Below are 19642 nucleotides of genomic sequence, written 5' to 3' on the forward strand. Positions count from 1 at the left end.
CCGAACGAGAGGGAGTGTGCTCCTCGGCCGGGCCCGGGTACATACGCCGGCGTTCCTTGTTGCCGTTCTGACGAACTACGGCCCTCACCTGGGCCGTGGCCGGCTCAACTGTCGTACGCCGCCGACACGTAGACCGTCCTCGGCGCCAGGTACTCCACCACCATCACGACCGTGCCCCGCTCGATGCGCTCCTTCGCGGCGGCCGGGTACGCGAGGAAGTGCTCGGCCCCGCCCCGCACCCGGACGATCACCTCGCCGACGAGCCCGGGCCCGACCGTGCCGGTGACCCGCCCCATCAAACCGACCATCGACGCATCGTCCATGGCCCCAGCGTACGGCCGGGAGCCGCTGGTCACGGTGTGCGCGTACCGAACTCGCCTAAGCGGCCCGGGAGTCCGCGGCCTCCGCGGGCGGCGGCCAGTGCTCGTGCCAGCGACGGTCGTCCTCCAACTGCGCGGCCAGTGACACCAGGAGGGGTTCGCTGTGCGCCGGGCCGAGGAGCTGCGCGCCGGCCGGCAGCCCGTCGCCCACGAACCCGGCGGGGACGTTGACGCCCGGCCAGCCCAGCACGTTCCACGGCCAGGCGTAGGGGCAGGCGGCGATCATGGCGCGGTCGGTGCCGAGACCGCTGAGGTCCAGCATGGCGCCGATCCGGGGCGGGGGAGCGGCGGTCGTCGGCGCGAGGAGGACGTCGTAGGAGTCGAAGAGGGCGCCGATCCGCCGGTGCAGCGCGGCCTCCGCCCGGCGCGCGAACCGCAGCGGCGTGCCGCCGAGCAGCCGGCCCAGCCGAGCCGCCTCCCGGGTGCGGCGGTCCAGGAGGTCGGGGAAGGGAGCCTCGCGCACCCACTCGGCGATGCCCGCCGTCGCGCGCGGGACGAACGTGAGCCCGATCCGCCCGTAACGCGGCTCGGCCTCCTCCACGACGTGCCCGAGCGCGGCCAGACGCTCCGCGAGCGCGACGACCGCCGCGCGTACGCGCGGATCGAGCCGGGCCGGCAGCGCCGTGAACGGCGGCCGCAGCGAGAGCGCGATCCGCAGCCGCCCCGGATCGCGGCCGACCGCGTCGGACACCCGCAGCCGCGGCGGACGGTGCAGGTCACCGCTGTGCTGACCGCTCGCGGAGTCCAGCAGCAGGGCCGCGTCGGCGACCGTACGCGCCAGCGTCCCGTTGACGGTGATCCCCTGGAACGACTCGGCGCGCGGCCAGGTCGAGATCCGCCCCCGCTGCGGCTTGATGCCGACGAGGTGCGTCCAGGCGGCCGGGATGCGGACCGAGCCCGCGCCGTCGGAGCCCAGCGCGGCCGGCACCAGACCGGCCGCGACCGCCGCCGCCGAACCGCCGGACGAACCGCCCGGGGTGTGCCCGGTGTGCCAGGGATTGCGGGTGGCACCGAAGGCGGGCCCCTCGGTGAAGGGCCACTGGCCCAGCTCGCAGGTGTTCGTCTTGCCGACGACCACGGCACCCGCCGCGCGCAGTCGCCGCACCGCCTCGCCGTCCCGCTCCCGGGGCGGGAACTCGCCCCGGCAGCCGAACGCCGTCGGCAGTCCCGCCACGTCCATGTCGTCCTTCACCGCCACCGGCACCCCCAGCAACGGGCGCCGGCCGCCCGCCGCCAGCTCCCGGTCGGCGGCGTCGGCCTCGGCCAGCGCCTCCTCGGCGCGCAGCCGCCGGAAGGCGTTCAGGGACGGCTGGGTCGCCTCGATCCCGGCCAGCGACCGCTCCACCGCCTCACGCGAACTCAGCTCCCCGCCGGCCAGCGCGCGGGCGCACTCCGCCAGACCGGGGGCACGGTCGTCGGCCATACGGGCACCTCCCGATGCACGGCGTCTACCGAACGGTAACCTGCGGGCGCCCGCAGCAGTACGGGACGCCGAACTTCCGTACCACGCGCGGGAGTTCCTGCCGCCGGCCACCGCCGACGGGGGTGCGCGCACATGAGGGCCCCCGGCGCAAAGCGGCGCGCCGGGCTTCTGCGAGGATGCGGGTCGTCATGGTGCAGATACCGAACGACCCCGCCCCCGCGTCGCCCGCACCACTCTCCGTGCCGACGAGCGCGGACGTGGCCCGCCTCGCGGGGGTGTCCCGCGCGACCGTCTCGTACGTCCTGAACAACACCAGCGCCGTCCGCATCAGCGAGCCCACCCGCCGCCGCGTCCGCGAGGCGGCCGAGGAGCTCGGCTACGTCCCGCACGCCGCGGCCCGCAGCCTGCGCGCCGGACACAGCCGCATGGTGCTGATGCCCGCCCCGAACGTGCCGGTCGGCCCGCTCTACAGCCAGTTCCTCAACGACCTCCAAGGGGCGCTGGGCCGCCTCGACTACACCGTCGTGCAGTACGGCAGCGTCGGCCTGCGCGGCGACGAGGCCGCCCGCGCCTGGGCGGAGCTGCGCCCCGTCGCCGTCCTGGTGCCGGGCGGCGAACTCGGCCCCCAGGGCGTGGCCGTCCTCAAGCGCTCCGGCGCCCGGGCCGTCGTCACCGTCGGCACCGAACGCGTCGAGGGCGCGCACGCGCTGCTCATGGACCACGCCGAGGTCGGACGCCGCGCCGGCGAGCACCTCCTCGCCCGCGGACGCCGCCGCATCGGAGTCGTCGTCCCCGAGGAGCCCGGCCTGGAGGTCTTCTCCCGGCCCCGGCTCGAAGGAGTGCGCCGGGCCGCGCACGGCACGGACGCCGACGTCACCGAGCTGCCGCTCGCCTACGACGAGGAGTCCGCGGCCCGGCTGGCCGGGAATTGGCGTGCACTGGGCCTGGACGCGGTGTACGCGTACAACGACGAGTACGCCATGCTGCTGATGCGGGCCCTCCAGGACGAGGGCATCATCGTCCCCGAGGAGACGGCCGTGATCGGCGCCGACGACCTGATGCTCGGCCGGCTGCTCCGCCCGCGGCTGAGCACCGTCCACATCGAGCTGCCGGCCGGACGCGACCTCGCCGAGCTGGTCGACCGGGCGGTGCGTGAACCGGCCGCCCCACCGGAGGCGCACGATGTGCTGGGAGCGAGGGTCGTGCACCGCGAATCGAGCTGACAACCGGGGAGGCGCGTCATGCGGACGACGGTCGGCATCATCGGAGGCGGACCCGCCGGGCTGCTCCTGGCCCGGCTGCTGCACCGGACGGGGATCGACTGCGTCGTCCTGGAACGGCGGACCCGCGCCCACGCGGAACGGCGACAGCGCGCCGGCATGCTGGAACAGGGCACGGTCGACGCACTGCGCGAGTGCGGCGCCGCCGAACGCCTCGACATCGAGGGCATGGTGCACCACGGCATCGAGCTCCGCTTCGACCGCGAGCGGCACCACATCGACTTCCCGGTCCTCACCGGCGGCCGCACGGTCACCATCTACGCCCAGACCGAGATCGTGAAGGACCTCATCGCCCTCCAACTCGCGGAGGGGCCACCGCTGTTGTTCGAGGCGGAAGCCCTGGTGATCGAGCGGCCGGAGAGCGAGCGCCCCCTCGTACGCTTCACGCACGCGGGCCGGGAGGAGTCCCTGCACTGTGACTACGTGGTCGGCTGCGACGGGTTCCACGGCATCGCGCGGGGCACCTTCCCCGCCGCGCTGAGCCGTACCTACGAACACCGGTACCCGTACTCCTGGCTCGGCGTCCTGGCCGATGTGGCGCCCTCCTGCGAGGAGTTGATCTACGCCCGCGGGGAGAACGGCTTCGCGCTGCACAGCATGCGCTCGCCCCGCGTCTCCCGGCTCTACCTCCAGGTCCCCAACGGCACGGACCCCGGCGACTGGCCCGACGACCGCGTCTGGGACGAACTCGACGCCCGCCTCGCGATCGACGGCGACTGGACCCTGGAACGCGGCCCCGTCACGGCCAAGTCCGTGACCGGCATGCGCAGTCACGTCCACGAACCGATGCGCCACGGGCGGCTCCTGCTCGCCGGGGACGCCGCCCACATCGTGCCGCCGACCGGGGCGAAGGGGCTCAACCTCGCGGTGTCCGACGTCCGCGTCATGGCCCGCGGGTTCACCCAGCTCCACCTGACCGGATCGACGCAACTCCTGGACAGGTACAGCGAGTTGTGCCTCGACCGGGTGTGGCAGGCGACCCGCTTCTCGTACGACATGACACGGATGCTGCACACACGGCCGGACCGGGACGCCTTCGAGGAACGCCTCCAGCTCGCCCGGCTGCGCCGCATCACCGCGTCCCGCCCGGCGGCGGCGGAACTGGCCGCGAACTACACGGGGCTGCCCATCCCGCTCTGAGCCCCGGACGGCTCCCGCCGGTGCCTACGCGTCGGCCTGCCCGGGCTGCTGAGCCTGCTGTGCCTGCTGCTCGGCGACGGCCTTGCGCACCTCGTCCATGTCCAGCTTCCTGGCCTGGCCGATGACGTCCTCCAGGGCGGCCTCCGGAAGCGCGCCGGGCTGCGCGAACACCGCGACCTGGTCGCGGACGATCATCAGCGTCGGGATCGACTGGATGCCGAACGCCTGCGCCAGCTCGGGCTGCGCCTCGGTGTCCACCTTGGCGAACACCAGGTCGGGGTTGGCCTCCGCGGCCTTCTCGTAGACCGGGGCGAACTGACGGCACGGCCCGCACCAGGCCGCCCAGAAGTCGATCAGGACGAATTCGTTGTCCGTGACCGTCTGGTCGAAGTTCTCCTTGGTGAGCTCCACGGTGCTGCTCATGGCGTGTTTCCCTCTTCCCTGGACTTCGCGGCTCGGGGCAAGCCGCTGTCGACAACGCTGCCCCACGGTGACGTATTCCGCGCACGTACCCGTGCGGCCGGGGCGCACACCCCCGTATGGTCACGGCCCACGCCACCTACCAGACTGACCCCATGACGGAAACGGAAACCATCGAGTACGACGTCGTGGTGCTGGGTGCCGGGCCCGTGGGGGAGAACGTGGCCGACCGCACCCGCGCGGCCGGACTCTCCACCGCGGTCGTGGAGAGCGAACTGGTCGGCGGCGAGTGCTCGTACTGGGCGTGCATGCCCAGCAAGGCCCTGCTGCGCCCGGTCATCGCGCGCGCCGACGCCCGCCGCGTCCCGGGACTGCGCCAGTCGGTGCAGGGCCCCCTCGACGCCGCCGCGGTCCTCGCCCACCGGGACTACTACACCTCGAACTGGAAGGACGACGGCCAGGTCGGCTGGCTGGAGGGCATCGGGGCCGACCTCCACCGGGGGCACGGCCGGCTCTCCGGGCCCCGTGAGGTGACGGTCGAGGGCCCGGACGGCGAGCGGCGGGTGCTCAGGGCCCGGCACGCCGTCGCCGTGTGCACCGGCACCCGCGCGGCTCTTCCCGACCTGCCGGGCCTCGACCGGGTCCGGCCCTGGACCAGCCGCGAGGCCACCAGCGCGCAGGCCGTGCCGGGGCGCCTGATCGTGGTGGGCGGCGGTGTGGTCGCCGTCGAGATGGCCACGGCCTGGCAGGCCCTGGGCTCCCGGGTGACCCTCCTCGTCCGCGGCGAGGCGCTGCTGCCCCGCATGGAGCCCTTCGCCGGGGAGCTGGTCGCCGAGTCCCTGCGGGAGGCCGGCGTGGACGTGCGCACCGGCACGTCGGTCGCCGAGGTGACGCGCGAGGGCACGGCCGTGACGGCCGTGACGGGGGCCGGCGAGCGCGTCGAGGCCGACGAAATCCTGTTCGCCACCGGCCGGGCCCCGCGCACCGACGACCTGGGCCTGGAGACCGTCGGGCTGGAGCCCGGCGCGTGGCTGCCGGTCGACGACACCCTCCGGGTGACCGGCAGCACCTGGCTGTACGCGGTCGGCGACGTGAACCACCGCGCGCTCCTCACCCATCAGGGCAAGTACCAGGCCCGGATCGCGGGCGCCGCCATCGCCGCCCGCGCCTCCGGCGTCCCCCTGCTGGAGACGGACCCCTGGGGCGCCCACGCGGCGACCGCCGATCACGGGGCCGTCCCGCAGGTCGTCTTCACCGACCCGGAGGCCGCGGCCGTCGGTCTCTCCCTCGCCGAGGCGGAGCAGGCGGGCCTGCGCGTCCGCGCCGTCGATGTCGACCTCTCCTCGGTCGCGGGCGCCGGCCTGTACGCCGACGGCTACCGCGGCCGGGCCCGCATGGTCGTCGACATCAGCCGCGAGACGGTCCTGGGCGTCACCCTCGTCGGCCCCGGCGTGGGCGAACTGATCCACTCGGCGACCGTCGCGGTCGCCGGCGAGGTCCCGGTCTCCCGCCTGTGGCACGCGGTGCCGTCGTACCCGACGGTGAGCGAGGTGTGGCTACGGCTCCTGGAGGCGTACCGGGACGCCTGATCGACCCGAGCGGACGCCGGCACCGACGGGCGTCCGCAGGGTTCGGGGGGTTCGGGGGGTGTCACCGGGCGGTGGCATCCCCCGGGTTGCGCCAGGCGGGGGGAGACGAGGTTCAGGTACTCCTACGCGGATTGCGGTCACCGGGGGAGACGTGGAGGGAAGGGTCGGCCGGCAGCGGACGGGCGTCGACGCGCACTCCGGCACGGTGAACGGTGACAGCCGACGCCCCCCGTTTTTCACGTCGGCAGGTCGAACCCCAGGGCGGTGGCGGCCTCCCGCGGTGTCGGCCGTGCCCAGCGCAGGGCCACCGCCTCGTTCGACGACAGCGAGCGGAGTTCCGCGCGGTCGAGGTAGAGCGTGCCGTCCAGGTGGTCCGTCTCGTGCTGCACGATGCGTGCGGGCCAGCCGGTGAGGACCTCGTCCACCGCGCGGCCGTGCTCGTCCCGCGCCGTCAGCCGCACCCGGGCCGCGCGGGCCACGACCGCCTGCCAGCCCGGCACGCTGAGGCAGCCCTCGAAGAACGCGGCCCGCTCGGCGCCGACGGGCTCGTACGACGGGTTCACCAGCACCCGGAAGGGCAGCGGCACCCGGCCGCGCGCCATCCGCACCTCCTCCGGCACCGGCGCCGGGTCCTCCACCACCGCGATCCGCAGCGGTACGCCGACTTGCGGGGCGGCGAGGCCCACGCCCGGCGCCGCGTGCATCGTCGCGCGCAGCGCCGCCACGAAGCGGTGCAGCAGTCCGGGCTCCAACTGGCCGTCGAAGGGCTCCGTGCGGCGCCGCAGCACCGGGTCCCCGGCGGCCACGATCGGCAACGGGCCCTCGCGGGAGAGGAGTTCCTCCACCTGGTCGCTCAACGGGCGGGAGCTGTCGATCTCGTGTGCGGAAGCCATCGGGCCAGGATGCCAAGCCGGCGGCCGCGACGCGAGGCGGCAGGCTGGCGTGAGTCAGGTGTCCCGGGCGCGGGTGAGCGGCGGTCGTACCCCCGGACACGGAAGAGGCCGGGTGCGGCGGTTCGGCCGGTCGTGTCGGTGACCGGCCGGCGCGCCACGCACCCGGCCTCTCGTGTGACTCCTCAGGAGTCGGTGTGACTCGTCAGGAGTCGGTGTGACCCCTCAAGACCTCGCGTGACCACACCGGGCCACCGGGTCACGCGCGCTCGAAGTCGCCCGCGAGCGCCGAGGCGATCCTCAGGTGGGACTCCGCCTCCTCGTGCCGGCCCTGGCGTTCGAGCGTGCGGCCCAGCATCAGCCGGGCGTAGTGCTCGACCGGGTCGCGCTCGACGAGGATCCGCAACTCGGCCTCCGCACGCCGCAGCTGGGCCGAGTGGTAGTACGAGCGCGCCAGCAGCAGCCGGGGACCCACCTGCTCCGGCACCTCGTCGACCAGCCCGCCCAGAACCCGCGCGGCCGCCGCGAAGTCCTTGGCCTCGAAGAACATCCGCGCCCGCTCCCAGCGCTCCGCGGCCGTCCCGTGGTCGTAGTACGTCATGTCCACTGCTGACCTCCTTCGGGGGCGTCAACGGCGCGTGTTGGTTGAATATTCCACTACTATCGCCGTGCGTGGTCGCCGGTCACCGGTGCGCGCGCCCCGGAAGGGGCCGGACGACGGACTGACGGCGGGTCCGGACGAGGCTAGGTTGGGCAGCATGAGCAATCTTGACCGCGAGGCGGTCCCCGCCCCGTGCGGCGGCCGCGGCTTCGTGGTGGCGGAGCCGGTGCGGGAACTCCTCAGCCCCCGCCAGGTCCGCCTCGGCGAGACCACCGAAGTCCGCCGCCTGCTGCCCAACCTGGGCCGCCGCATGGTCGGTGCCTGGTGCTTCGTCGACCACTACGGCCCCGACGACATCGCCGACGAGCCCGGCATGCAGGTCCCGCCGCACCCGCACATCGGCCTGCAGACGGTCAGCTGGCTGCACGAGGGCGAGGTGTTGCACCGCGACTCCACCGGCAGCCTGCAGACCATCCGCCCGCGCGAACTGGGCCTGATGACCTCGGGCAGCGCCATCAGCCACTCCGAGGAGAGCCCCCGCTCGCACGCCCGCCTCCTGCACGGCGCGCAGCTCTGGGTGGCCCTCCCGGACGGGCACCGGCACACCGACCCGCACTTCGAGCACCACGCCGAACTGCCCACGGTCACCGCGCCCGGCCTCACCGCCACCCTCATCCTGGGCGGCCTCGACGGCGCGACCTCGCCCGGAACGACGTACACCCCGATCGTCGGCGCCGACCTGAGCCTGGCCCGCGGCGCCGACCTGCGGCTCCCCCTCGAACCCGACTTCGAGTACGCCGTACTGTCCATGTCCGGAGAGGCACACGTCGACGGCGTACCGCTGCTCCCCGGCTCGATGCTCTACCTCGGCTGCGGCCGCACCGAACTCCCGCTCCGCGCCGAGTCGGACGCGGGTCTGATGCTCCTCGGCGGCGAGCCCTTCGAGGAGGAGCTCGTCATGTGGTGGAACTTCATCGGCCGTACGCAACAGGAGATCGAGCAAGCGCGCGAGGACTGGATGACCGGCTCCCGCTTCGGCGAGGTCAAGGGGTACGACGGCGACCCGCTGGCCGCGCCCGCGCTCCCGCCGGTGGCACTGAAGCCGCGAGGCAGGGTGCGCTGACCCGCGCGGGCCGGACTGCCGGCGCCCGGAACAGACACGGTTCTCGTTCTGCCGCCGCCCGGGACTCGGCGCGCTTTCCGTCCTGGCGACGCCCGGGACTCGGCACGGTTCTCGTTCTGTCGACGCCCGGGACTTGGCGCGCCTTTCATCCTGGCGACGCCCGGGGCTCGGCACGGTTCTCGTTCTGTCGACGCCCGACACCCGGCACGGATTTCGTTGCGTGAGGTCAGCTGCGGAACGAATTCCATAAACCACTGGTGTTCGCGCGGTGGATATCGCTAGTGTGCACGCGGTGGAGGTGTGGCCGGTGACCCGGTCGTACCTGCCGCCGTGCCCGGTCGCGGCGCGGGTCCTGTGCCGCCGGGCGACCGGGGCCGACGCTCCCGCGTCCGCGTGCGACGGCGCCGCTGACGCGCCCGTCGCGTCGCGGCGTCCGTGACGTCCCGCCTGCGAAAGAGCCGATGTGACCGACAGGGCCGATGTGACCGACCAGCAGCTTCCCGCCACGCTCCCCGAGACGGACCGCACGCGTCACCGGCGCCTGCGCGAGCAGGGAAGCGCGGCTCGCGCGGACCTGGACGCCGTGCTCGCCGCAGGCTTCGTCTGCCACCTCGGGGTGGTCGTCGACGGGGTCCCGATGGTCGTGCCCACCGTCTACGGAAGCGACGGCCGGCACCTCTACCTGCACGGTTCGGTCGCCAGCCGCAGCATGGCAACCTCACCGGGTGCGGCGATATGCGTGACCGTCACCCACGTCGACGGCCTCGTGCTCGCCCGCTCGGTGTTCGAGCACGGCGTGAACTACCGCAGTGCGATGATCTACGGCGTCCCGCGCCTCGTCACCGACCCGGACGAGAAGCTGGCGGGCCTGCGCCGACTGACCGAGCACGCGGCACCGGGGCAGTGGGACTACGCCCGGCGGCCCAACCGCAAGGAGCTGGCGGCCACCACGCTGCTCGCCCTCTCCCTGGCGGAGGCGTCGGTCAAGATCCGCACCGGGGGCCCGGAGGACGGTGACGGACCCGACGCGGCCCTCGGCCTCTGGGCGGGTGTCCTGCCGCTCACGACGACCTGGGGCGAGCCGGAGGCCGACCCGCACCTCCCCGCGGACATCGCGCCTCCCGCGCACATCGCCGCCCGGGGCAACACCCGCGCCCGGTAGGCGTCCTCATCCGGTGTCCTCGGCCCGGGCCGTGCGGTCATACTGCCGCAGTGCTGTTGACGTGGATCGCCGAAGTGGCGGACGAGCCCCTGGTGCTGGAGCCGGCCGACCGGCCGGTGGAGTGGGACACCAACACCTGGTGGCTGAGTGCGTCCGACGAGGACAGGCGTTCGCTGTCCGTCGCCGAGGTGGTGGCCGCCTTCGAGCGGACCGCCGCCGTCATCCGGCAACGCCTGCGCCGGCTCGGCTTCTCCGGGGTGGCGACGTTCTACGTGTGGCACGACGAACAGGCAGGACAGCTCCGGTGCTCGACCGGCTCCGTGCCCCCGGACGCGTTGCCGTTCGGCGGGCCCTACGCGGCATGCGACGACCTCGGCCGGGTCGTCGAGGGGTATCTGGCCGACAGCGAGCCGGGTTTCGTCGCCCGGTCCGATCTGGACGACGTGCGCGACCTCCAGGAGCAGACCGGGCCCGAGCCGGAGTCCAGGCCCATCGCCGTCTGGGTCAGCGGTGTCGGAGCCGCACACTGACCGACCAGGCCCACATCGCTGTCCGGGGCGGCAACGCGGAAGCCGCGCACTGACCGGCTGTGTACGCAGGGGGTCCCGGGGGAGAACGGCCGCATGACGTGGCGGTCTCGGTGTCCGGCGTGCCGGGCCCTGCCCCTGGTTCCCCGCCTTCGCTGCCCTCGCGACTGCCCTCAACGCCCGTTCGAATGACGGCTGTTGCCCCGCCGCCGTCCGTTTCCGCCGCGCCGCCCGCGCCCGCCCCGACCGTGGCTTCCCGGCGCCCGCAACCCCTGCGCGACGCACCGCGGCGACGACTCCTCCGTGCGCCCGCCTGCCCGGATGGACTAACTGAGCACGCGCCGACGGCGTCCCTGCGTCAACAGTGGAGGCATGGCAGAAACCGGCGAGCGGCGGCGCAGCACGGCCTCCTCCACGACACGTGAATCCCGCGGACGCAAGGTGCGCGGTGCGCAGGACGCCGCGCACCGCGCCGCCGAGGCGCTGACCGAACTCATCCGTCACCGCCTCGAAGGCGTGTCCGCGGTCTCCCGCGCCGAGGACGACGGCTGGATCGTCAACGTCGACGTGCTGGAGGTGGAGCGCATCCCCGACACCACCAGCCTGCTCGCCACCTACGAGGTCGAACTGGACCCGTCGGGAGAACTGCTGCAGTACCGACGGATCGCCCGCTACCGGCGCGGCGCTCAAGACCAGTGACCGGCCAGCCGGCCCCGCAACTCGGAAGGACCGCCGCATGACCACCTACAGCGACGAGGTCGTGTGCGCGCCGCGCGCCGGGACCCTCTACGACGTGCTGGAACTCATTCTCGACCGCGGCATGGTCATCGACGTCTTCGTCCGTGTCTCCCTGGTCGGCATCGAGATCCTCAAGATCGACGCCCGGATCGTCGTGGCCAGTGTCGACACTTATCTCCGGTTCGCCGAGGCGTGCAACCGCCTCGACCTGGAGTACGACGCCCGCAGCAAGACCGTGCCCGACCTGCTCGGCGGCATCGGCGGCGCCGTCGGCAAGGCGGGCGCGAAGAAGACGGCGCGCTCGCTCACCGACCGCGTGAAGGGCGCGCTGAGCCCCGGTGACGAGGACGACGGGCACGCCTACTCCGACGATGACGACGAGGACGAGCGCGGGCAGCGGCACGAGCGCCCGCGCCGCCGCCCCGCCGGTGAGCGCCGCAAGACCGGCGCCGGCCGTGCCCGGGACGAGGAACGTCCCCGCTCCCGCTCGCGCCGTCACACGGACGAGGAGGACTGACCGTGACCGCGACGACCTCCGCGGCGCTCGACGCGCTGTACGTCTACGGCATCGCCCCCGCGCCCCTGAAGACACCGCGTACGCCGGGTGTCGGCGGCGCCCCGGTCGAGCTGCTGACCGAGTCCGGACTGTGCGCGGCCGTTTCGGCGGCCCCCACGCAACTTCGGGCTCGGAGACGGGACTTGATGGCCCACCAGGCCGTACTCGCCGAACTGTCGGCGCAGGGCCCCGTGATCCCCATGCAGTTCGCCGTCCTCACCCGTGACGCGGACGCGGTCCGGGACCAACTCCGTTCCGGTGAGGCCAACTTGTCGGCGCAGCTCGACGGCCTCAGAGGACGCGTCGAGATGAACGTCAAGGGCGCGACCGTACCCGGCTACTTCGAGCGGCTCGTCCACCAGGACGAGGGGCTCCGCAACCTGGCCCGGCGGACCCGGCGCAGACCGGACTACGACGCCAACGTGCGGCTGGGCGAGGCGATCGCCCGCGCGGTACACCTGGAGGCGCAGCGCGCGGCACGCGAGGTGCTGGCCCGGCTGTCGCCGTTCGCCGAACGGACCGTCCAGGGCACGCTGGACGACACCCATGTGCTGAGCACGTCGTTCCTGCTGCGCGCCGCCGACGAGAAGCGCTTCCGGGAGGCGGTCGCCGAGCAGGCGCACCGCTTCGGGGACCGGTTGGCGCTCAGCGTCACCGGCCCGCTGCCCTGCTACAGCTTCGTCGACACCGCGCCCGCCGCGGCCGGAGTGTGACGCCGTGGGGCTCGTGAGCGGCGTCCTGCTGCTTCCGCTGGCACCGGTGCGCGCCACCCTCTGGGTCGCCGACCACCTCCTCCAGGAGGCCGAACGGCAGGCTCACGACCCACGTGCCGTGCAGGCCCGCCTGGCCGCGCTCAATCGCGACCTGGACGAGGGCGTCATCGACGAGGCGACCTTCGAGCAGGAGGAGGAGCGGCTTCTCGAACTCCTCGAACACCCGGTTCGCTACATGGGCTGCGCACCCCCCACCACGACCTCATCGCTTGGAAGGCACGCATGAACGACAGCTGCAAAGTGGCCGTGGCGGCCGCCGTCGCCGGTGGATACGTCCTGGGACGGACCAAGAAGGCCAAGGTGGCGTTCGCCATCGGCACCTATCTCGCGGGACGCCGCTTCAGCCTCTCGCCGGGCCAACTGCTCTCCCAGGGACTGTCGAAGCTCCAGGAGACGCCGCAGTTCCAGGGTCTCAGCGAGCAGGTGCGCGGAGAGCTGCTGAACGTCGGACGCTCGGCGGTCTCGGCCGCCGCCAACCGCCGCCTGTCGACGTTCACCGACATGCTGCGCGACCGTACGGACGCACTCCTCGACTCCACCGGCAAGGGCCGGGACGACGAAGACGGTCAGGAGGGCGACGAGTACGACGAATCCGACGAGTACGACGAGGACGAAACCGGCGAAGCCGACGAAGCTGAAGAGGACGAAGAAGACGAAGAAGACGAAGAGGGCGCGGACGAAGAAGACGTAGAGGACGAGGACGAGGACGAGGGCGCCCGGAAGCGCGAAGGGCGGGGCCGGGCCGAGGACGAGGAGCCCGACGAGGAGGAAGAGGGCCCCGACGAGGACGCGGACCTGGAGGAAGAGGAAGAGGGTCCCGACGAGGACGAGGACGAGGAAGAGGAAGAGGACGAGGGCGAGCCGGCCGCGGCGGAAGAGGACGAGGGCGCGGAGCGGGACGAGGAGGAGACGCCCGCCAGGAAGCGCGGCGCGGAGCGGCGGCCCGGGCGTGAGGAGCGCAGGAGGTCGCGGACCGAGAAGCGCTCCGTGAGCCGCAAGGCGGCGCCTCCGCCCCCGCGCAAGAGGGCGGCCGGCAGGACCCCGGCCAAGGAGGCTCCGGCCAAGAAGGCCGCTGCCCGCAAGACGTCGTCAGGGCAGGCGGCCAAGAAGTCCTCCGGCTCGGCCCCGGCGAAGAAGACGGCGGGCAAGAAGGCCGCCAAGAAGGCACCGGCCAAGGAGGCCGCGGCCAAGAAGGCGCCGGCGAAGAAGGCGCCCGCCAAGAAGGCACCGGCCAAGAAGGCCGCGCCCGCGAAGAGCGCGGCGAAGAAGGCGCCTGCGAAGAAGGCGCCCGCGAAGAAGACCGCGGCGAAGAAGGCGCCCGCGAAGAAGGCGCCCGCCAAGAAGGCCGCGGCCAAGAAGGCGCCCGCGAAGAAGGCGCCCGCCAGGAAGTCCGCCGCCAAGAAGACGGCGCCGGCGAAGAAGACCAGCGGGCGAGGCGCGGCGAAGAAGTCCGCACGCCCGTCCGGAAGCAACCAGTCGCGTCAGACGAGCAGATCCGCCGGCGGCGGCCGGGGTTCCGGCGCGCGGCGGGGGAGGTGAGCGGAGATGGCTGAAACGCAGGAGAAGACACCCGTCGACGATCTGAAGGACGCCCTGACGGGCTATCTCGGCGCGATGGGCGGCAAGCTCGCGGACAAGGCGCAGGACAAGGTCGGTGAACTGACCGGCCACCTCTCGGACTCCGCGCAGGGATCGGGCGCCGGTCTGCTGGGCGGGGTCGCCAAACGGGTCATGAGCGGCGAATCGCCGGTGAAGGCCCTGGTGATGGAGAAGGGCAAGAGCGTCAAGGACAACATCGTCGAGAAGTTCACCGGCAAGAAGGGCGGCGGCGGCTCCAAGAAGGGCAGCAGCATCAAGGCCACGAACATCGTGGAGGCCGTGGACGTCGGTGTCCCATTGCGCACCGCCTACGACCACTGGACGCAGTTCGAGGACTTCAGCAGCTTCACCAAGGGTGTCCGCAGCGTCAGCAAGTCCGGTGACACGGAGTCGAACTGGAAGGCCAAGATCGGCCCGTCCAGCCGCGGCTGGAAGGCGACCGTCCAGGAGCAGGTCGCCGACGACCGGATCGTCTGGACGTCCGACGGAGCCAAGGGCAGCACCCGCGGTGCCGTGACCTTCCACGAACTGGCGCCCAGCCTGACGCGGATCGTCCTGGTCATCGAGTACTACCCGGCCGGCTTCTTCGAGAAGACGGGCAACATCTGGCGCGCCGTGGGCCGCCGGATCCGGCTGGACCTCAAGCACTTCGCCCGCCACGTCACCCTGCACGGCGACGACGAGCTGGAGGGCTGGCGCGGCGAGATCCGCGAGGGCGAGGTCGTCACCTCGCACGAGGACGCCGTGGAGGAGGAAGAGCGCCGCCGGGAGGAAGAGGAAGGCGAGGAAGGCGAAGAGGGCGCCGAGGACGCGTACGAGGACGAGGACGAAGAGGGCGCCGAGGACGAAGAGGGCGCCTACGACGAGGACGAGGACGAGGAAGGCGGCGAGGACACCGAGGCCGCCGGCTACGACGAGGACGCCGAGTACGACGAGGACGAGGAACCTTACGACGAGGAGGCAGAGGACGCCGGCGGGGCCGACGAGGACGAGTACGCCGAGTACGACGAGGACGAAGAGGACGAGGAGGACCAGGCCCGTCCCCGGTCCCGCGCGCGCCGCTGATCACCTGGGAGCACTGTGACCGACGTCAGCAGCTGGAGCACGGGCCCGGGCCTGCAGTCCACCGGGCCCACGACCGGCAACCTCGCCGACCTTCTCGAACGTGTCCTCGACAAGGGCATCGTCATCGCGGGCGACATCAAGATCGACCTGCTCGACATCGAACTGCTCACCATCCGGCTGCGGTTGTTCATCGCCTCGGTGGACACCGCCAAGAAGGCGGGCATCGACTGGTGGGAGACCGACCCGGCCCTCTCCTCCCGGGCCTACCGCGACGCCCTCGCGGAGGAGAACGCGCGGCTGCGCGAGCGGCTGGAGGCGCTGGAGAGCGGCGACGACGACACGGAACCGGAAGAGGAGCGCACCCGATGAGCCGGCCTCCCCACCCGCGCCCCGCTCCCCGGCGGCCGCTTCCGGAGACGGGACCGGGGACCGGCACGCCACCGTGCCGTACCCCCGGGCCCGGCCCCGCCGGCCGGCCCTCGGAAGCGCCCGCCGCCCTGGACGGGACCCCGCACGCCGTCGCCGGACAGGCCGGGGTGGAGCCCGGCGTCACCGGCCCGGCTCTCCGCACGGTCGCCGGACCGGCCGGGATTGCCCCCGGCGTCCTCGGTCCCGCTGCGCGCGCGGTCACCGGGCAGGCCCGGGTGGAGCCCGTCGTCACCGGCCCGGTTTCCCGCGCGGTCGCCGGACGTCGGCCGCCCGAGGCGACCGTCACCTACGTCTTCGCCGTGACCCGCACGCCCTCGTCCGACACCCTGCCGCCGGAGGCCGCCGGGCACGAGGGCGGCGGTCCGCTGCGCGTCCTGCGGGCCGGGGCCCTCGCCCTGGTCGTCCAGGACGTACCCGCCGAGTCGTTCGGCGAGGAAGCCCTGACGGACCGGTTCAACGACCCCTACCAGCTCGAACGCTGTGCCAGGGCCCACCACCGCGGTGTGCACGCGGCCGCCGGGCTCGGTCCCGTGGTGCCGCTGCCGCTGGCCACGCTGTACCTCAGCGACCGCAACGCGATCGAAGCAGTCGCGGCGCGCGAGGCGGCGGTGCACGCCCTCCTCGACCGGCTGGAGGGCCGTACGGAGTGGGCGGTCAAGGTGCACCTGGCCGAGCCCGACGGCGACGCCCCGCGCGAGGACGCGCCGGCCACGGACGCCGCCGCCGAGGGCACCCCGGCCGGCGGCCGGGCCTATCTGAGCCGGGCCAGCGCGCGCCGGCGGGCGCACCGCGTCCTGCGCGAGGACGCCCTTACCCGCGCCCACGAGGCCGACCTGGAGCTGCGCCGGCACGCCGTCGCGGCGACCCGGCACAGGCTCCAGAACGAGCAGCTGACCGGGCGGAGCGCCCCGCAGCTCCTGAACGCGGCCTACCTGCTCGACGACGGACAGCGCGCCGCCTTCGGCGAGGCACTGGGGCGGCTGCGCGCCGACGAGCGGTTCCGCGGGCTGGAGATCGACGAATCGGGGCCGTGGATCCCGTACTCCTTCGCCCGGCTGGACGAGGCCCCACAGGGGGCGGAAGGCACGGTGGACGCATGACCGCGCCGCCCGCGCACGAGGCCCTGCGCAGTCCGGTCCCCTGGGACGGCGCCGAACCGTACGCGCCGATCGGGGTACCGCTCGTCGACCTGCTGGACCGGGTGCTCGCGACCGGCGTGGTGGTCAGCGGCGACCTCGTGCTGGCGATCGCCGACGTGCCGCTGGTACGGATCTCGCTGCACGCGCTGCTGTCGTCGGTCAACGAGAGGGTGCCCGCGCCCTGGTCCGACAGCGGGCCGCTGTGACGGCGCCGCCGAGGGCCGGATCCCTGGAACTCGACCCCGAACGGGTCGCGGGCGACCTCGCCGCGCTGGTGCTGACCGTGGTGGAACTCATCCGGCAGCTCATGGAGCGCCAGGCGATCCGGCGCTTCGAGGAGGGCACGCTCAGTGCCGAGCAGGAGGACCGCCTCGGCACCGCCCTGATGCTCCTCGACTCCCGTATGGACGACCTGTGCGCCCAGCACGGACTGGAGCGCTCCGACCTCAACCTCGATCTCGGCCCACTGGGTCCCCTGCTGGCGGACCCGGGCGTCTGAGGCGCGGGCACAAAGGGACGGGCCGGGCGGACGGGGCCGACGGGGTCCCGGTCCCACGGAAGGGACATGGTGGAGAAGTGATCGAGCTGGCCGCGCTGTTCGCCGTCCTGGGAGCCGCCAGCAACGCCGCGGGCACCGCCTTCCAGCGCAAGGCGGCCTCCACCGTCGCGCGCGGCGGCGGCCTGCGGCTCCTCCGCGAACTGGCCCGGCGTCCGGCCTGGCTGATCGGTATCGCCGGAGTGATCGGGGCCGCCCTGTTCCAGGCCCTGGCTCTCGTGAACGGCCCGCTCGCCCTGGTGCAGCCGCTCTTCATCCTCGAACTTCCGTTCGCTCTGCTGATCGCCGTCCCGCTGCTGCACCGGCGCCTGCCGGGCGCGGGCTGGTGGGCCGTCGCGGGCGTGGTGGGCGGGCTCGCCCTGCTCCTCGTGGCGGCGGCTCCGAGCGGGGCGCGCAACCAGGCGAGCATGGCGCGGTGGATCCCCGCGCTGGCGGTGTGCCTCGGCGCGATCGCCGCTGCGGTCGTGGTGGCCCGGCCGGGACGGCCGCCGCTGTTCCGGGCCGCCGTTCTGGGGTCGGCCTCGGCCGTCAGCAACGCCCTGACCGCGGCGCTGCTCAAGTCGGCGACCGGCACGCTGGCCGACGACGGCTTCGGCGCGTTCCTCGGCCAGTGGCAGACCTACGGATTCGCGCTGACCGGCGTCGCCGCCATCCTGCTGCTGGAGAACGCCCTCCAGGCGGGCCCGCTGGCCGCCTCCCAGCCCGCGCTGACCATCGGGGACGCGGTGATCAGCCTGGCTCTGGGCATCGTCCTGTTCGACGAGAGCGTGCGCACCGGATGGTGGCTGCTGCCCGAGGCGGCCGGGGCGGCGCTGATCCTGTGGGGCGTCCTGCGGCTGACCCGCGTGGTGCCGCACATCCGGGACCTGTCGGGCTGACCCGGCACGGCTACGGTCGGCCCCGGCGCCGATCCCCGGCCGGGTCCTCCATCCGGGTGAAGAGGCACGCGACATCGGAATGTGAGAGGCCGTTCGGCGTGTACGCGGCGCCGGGGCGGATACTCGGTGCGCCATGGCGCGGATACCTGGAATTCATCACAACGAGCGCGAGGCGCGTTCCGACGAGTCGCGGGATCAGGCCGCCGGAGCACGGGACGAGCCCGACAGGACGACCTCCGCGGAGACCGGAGGGGACGACCGGTACGGTCCCGACCCGAGCGTGGAGCGCAAGGCGCCGGACGGGCCGACGAAGCTGCCCAAACAGTCGTGGATGGCCGCGATGCGCGGCACCCTGCGCGAGTTCAAGGACGACGAGCTGACCGACCGCGCGGCCGCCCTGACCTACTACGGCGTGCTGTCGCTCTTCCCGGCGCTGCTCGTCCTGGTGTCCCTGCTGGGCGTCGCGGGCAAGTCGACCACCGACAAGGTGATGGACAACCTCAAGCAGCTCACCCCCGGGTCGGCGCGCGACATCATCACCAACGCCGTCGAACAGCTCCAGGGCAACGGCGGCACCGGATCGATCGTCGCCATCGTGGGTCTGCTGCTGGCGGTCTGGTCCGCGTCGGGCTACGTCGCGGCCTTCATCCGCACCGCCAACGCCGTCTACGACATGCCCGAGGGCCGTCCGGTGTGGAAGATCCTGCCGGTGCGCGTCGGGGTGACCGTGGTCCTCATGGTCCTCGCCGTGGTCAGCGCCCTGATCGTGGTCTTCACCGGCGGCCTGGCCCGGCAGGCGGGGACCGCGCTGGGGATCGGCGACACGGCGCTGACCGTGTGGTCGATCGCCAAGTGGCCCGTCCTCGTCATCCTGGTCACCGTCATGATCGCGATCCTGTACTGGGCCACCCCGAACGCCAAGGTCCGCGGCTTCCGCTGGATCACCCCGGGCAGCCTCCTGGCCCTGGTCATCTGGCTGATCGCCTCCGCCGGGTTCGCGTTCTACGTCGCCAACTTCTCCTCGTACAACAAGACGTACGGGACCATGGCCGGCGTGATCGTGTTCCTGGTCTGGCTCTGGATCAGCAACCTGGCCATCCTGCTCGGCCTGGAGTTCGACGCGGAGACGGTGCGGCAGCGCGCGGTGGCCGGCGGGCACCCGCCGGAGGAGGAGCCGTACGCCGAGCCCCGCGACACGAGCAAGTGGGACGAGCAGGACCGGCGCCGGATGGACGGGCCGTGAGCCCGGGTACCGCCTGAGCGACACCCCTGAACGCCGAGCGGCGCGAAGACGGCTGTGGGACCAGCCTCTCCGCGCCGCTCGGTTTCGTCGTGCCCTCCGCCTGACCGCCGGCACCGCGCCCGGTCCGGGCG

23 protein-coding genes are annotated in these 19642 nt (G+C 73.2%); 18 read left to right on the forward strand and 5 right to left on the reverse strand.

Annotated features, from left to right (window positions below; all coding sequences use genetic code 11):
- Positions 1–104: 104 nt before the first annotated feature.
- Together ACWGIS_RS21845 and ACWGIS_RS21850 are read right to left on the reverse strand one after the other, a co-directional pair.
- Positions 105–323 carry a hypothetical protein gene (locus ACWGIS_RS21845; RefSeq protein WP_453364107.1) on the reverse strand — a complete coding sequence of 73 codons (219 nt, stop codon included), beginning with the start codon at positions 321–323 and terminating at the stop codon, positions 105–107.
- 55 nt (positions 324–378) lie between these two features.
- Entirely contained in the window at positions 379–1803 is a 1425-nt protein-coding gene (locus ACWGIS_RS21850) for an amidase (RefSeq protein ID WP_453364108.1), read from the reverse strand.
- A 176-nt stretch (positions 1804–1979) separates the two neighbouring features.
- Between ACWGIS_RS21850 and ACWGIS_RS21855 the strand changes: the two genes are divergently transcribed.
- Both ACWGIS_RS21855 and ACWGIS_RS21860 read left to right on the forward strand, forming a co-directional pair.
- Positions 1980–3026, forward strand: a complete 1047-nt coding sequence (locus ACWGIS_RS21855) for a LacI family DNA-binding transcriptional regulator (RefSeq protein ID WP_453364109.1) — start codon at positions 1980–1982, stop codon at positions 3024–3026.
- Between the two features lie 18 nt (positions 3027–3044).
- The gene (locus ACWGIS_RS21860) at positions 3045–4223 is read left to right on the forward strand and encodes a 4-hydroxybenzoate 3-monooxygenase (protein ID WP_453364110.1); all 1179 of its coding nucleotides are present in this window, start codon (positions 3045–3047) and stop codon (positions 4221–4223) included.
- A 24-nt stretch (positions 4224–4247) separates the two neighbouring features.
- Here ACWGIS_RS21860 and trxA read toward each other — a convergent pair whose 3' ends face one another.
- Entirely contained in the window at positions 4248–4646 is a 399-nt protein-coding gene (gene trxA, locus ACWGIS_RS21865) for a thioredoxin (protein ID WP_453364111.1), read from the reverse strand.
- Between the two features lie 152 nt (positions 4647–4798).
- Here trxA and ACWGIS_RS21870 point away from each other — a divergent pair, with 152 nt between their 5' ends.
- The gene (locus ACWGIS_RS21870; protein ID WP_453364112.1) at positions 4799–6232 is read left to right on the forward strand and encodes a dihydrolipoyl dehydrogenase family protein; all 1434 of its coding nucleotides are present in this window, start codon (positions 4799–4801) and stop codon (positions 6230–6232) included.
- 236 nt (positions 6233–6468) lie between these two features.
- Here ACWGIS_RS21870 and ACWGIS_RS21875 read toward each other — a convergent pair whose 3' ends face one another.
- On the reverse strand, positions 6469–7125 hold the full coding sequence (locus tag ACWGIS_RS21875; protein ID WP_453364113.1) for a peptide deformylase: 657 nt from the start codon (positions 7123–7125) through the stop codon (positions 6469–6471).
- A gap of 256 nt (positions 7126–7381) precedes the next feature.
- A complete protein-coding gene (locus ACWGIS_RS21880) occupies positions 7382–7729 on the reverse strand; it encodes a tetratricopeptide repeat protein (RefSeq protein ID WP_453364114.1) in 348 nt (115 codons plus the stop codon).
- Positions 7730–7880: 151 nt separating this feature from the next.
- On the opposite strand from ACWGIS_RS21880, the gene ACWGIS_RS21885 reads away from it, so the two are divergent.
- From ACWGIS_RS21885 to ACWGIS_RS21955, 15 genes are all read left to right on the forward strand, one after another.
- Positions 7881–8846: a pirin family protein gene (locus tag ACWGIS_RS21885; protein ID WP_453364115.1), complete on the forward strand. Its 966-nt coding sequence runs from the start codon at positions 7881–7883 to the stop codon at positions 8844–8846.
- A 463-nt stretch (positions 8847–9309) separates the two neighbouring features.
- Positions 9310–10008, forward strand: coding sequence for a pyridoxamine 5'-phosphate oxidase family protein (locus ACWGIS_RS21890; protein ID WP_453364116.1), 699 nt, complete (start codon positions 9310–9312; stop codon positions 10006–10008).
- A 50-nt stretch (positions 10009–10058) separates the two neighbouring features.
- Positions 10059–10538, forward strand: a complete 480-nt coding sequence (locus ACWGIS_RS21895) for a hypothetical protein (protein ID WP_453364117.1) — start codon at positions 10059–10061, stop codon at positions 10536–10538.
- Positions 10539–10907: 369 nt separating this feature from the next.
- Positions 10908–11234, forward strand: coding sequence for a gas vesicle protein GvpO (locus ACWGIS_RS21900; RefSeq protein WP_453364118.1), 327 nt, complete (start codon positions 10908–10910; stop codon positions 11232–11234).
- Between the two features lie 37 nt (positions 11235–11271).
- Positions 11272–11790 carry a gas vesicle structural protein GvpA gene (locus ACWGIS_RS21905; RefSeq protein WP_453364119.1) on the forward strand — a complete coding sequence of 173 codons (519 nt, stop codon included), beginning with the start codon at positions 11272–11274 and terminating at the stop codon, positions 11788–11790.
- Positions 11791–11792: 2 nt separating this feature from the next.
- Positions 11793–12542 carry a GvpL/GvpF family gas vesicle protein gene (locus tag ACWGIS_RS21910; protein WP_453364120.1) on the forward strand — a complete coding sequence of 250 codons (750 nt, stop codon included), beginning with the start codon at positions 11793–11795 and terminating at the stop codon, positions 12540–12542.
- 4 nt (positions 12543–12546) lie between these two features.
- Positions 12547–12828, forward strand: a complete 282-nt coding sequence (locus ACWGIS_RS21915) for a gas vesicle protein GvpG (RefSeq protein ID WP_453364121.1) — start codon at positions 12547–12549, stop codon at positions 12826–12828.
- Complete coding sequence (locus ACWGIS_RS21920; RefSeq protein WP_453364122.1) at positions 12825–14141, forward strand: histone H1-like repetitive region-containing protein; 1317 nt, start codon at positions 12825–12827, stop codon at positions 14139–14141. The genes ACWGIS_RS21915 and ACWGIS_RS21920 overlap by 4 nt, the downstream gene beginning before the upstream one ends.
- A gap of 6 nt (positions 14142–14147) precedes the next feature.
- Positions 14148–15266: an SRPBCC family protein gene (locus tag ACWGIS_RS21925; protein ID WP_453364123.1), complete on the forward strand. Its 1119-nt coding sequence runs from the start codon at positions 14148–14150 to the stop codon at positions 15264–15266.
- A 15-nt stretch (positions 15267–15281) separates the two neighbouring features.
- Positions 15282–15635: a gas vesicle protein gene (locus tag ACWGIS_RS21930; protein WP_453364124.1), complete on the forward strand. Its 354-nt coding sequence runs from the start codon at positions 15282–15284 to the stop codon at positions 15633–15635.
- Entirely contained in the window at positions 15632–16795 is a 1164-nt protein-coding gene (locus tag ACWGIS_RS21935; RefSeq protein WP_453364125.1) for a GvpL/GvpF family gas vesicle protein, read from the forward strand. The genes ACWGIS_RS21930 and ACWGIS_RS21935 overlap by 4 nt, the downstream gene beginning before the upstream one ends.
- Complete coding sequence (locus tag ACWGIS_RS21940) at positions 16792–17040, forward strand: gas vesicle protein (protein ID WP_453364126.1); 249 nt, start codon at positions 16792–16794, stop codon at positions 17038–17040. Before ACWGIS_RS21935 ends, ACWGIS_RS21940 begins: the two co-directional genes overlap by 4 nt.
- A complete protein-coding gene (locus tag ACWGIS_RS21945; RefSeq protein ID WP_453364127.1) occupies positions 17037–17333 on the forward strand; it encodes a gas vesicle protein K in 297 nt (98 codons plus the stop codon). The genes ACWGIS_RS21940 and ACWGIS_RS21945 overlap by 4 nt, the downstream gene beginning before the upstream one ends.
- Before the next feature lie 77 nt (positions 17334–17410).
- The gene (locus ACWGIS_RS21950) at positions 17411–18268 is read left to right on the forward strand and encodes a DMT family transporter (protein ID WP_453364128.1); all 858 of its coding nucleotides are present in this window, start codon (positions 17411–17413) and stop codon (positions 18266–18268) included.
- Between the two features lie 133 nt (positions 18269–18401).
- Complete coding sequence (locus ACWGIS_RS21955; protein WP_453364129.1) at positions 18402–19511, forward strand: YihY/virulence factor BrkB family protein; 1110 nt, start codon at positions 18402–18404, stop codon at positions 19509–19511.
- Positions 19512–19642: the final 131 nt, after the last annotated feature.

It is taken from the genome of Streptomyces sp. NPDC054842, assembly GCF_053611025.1.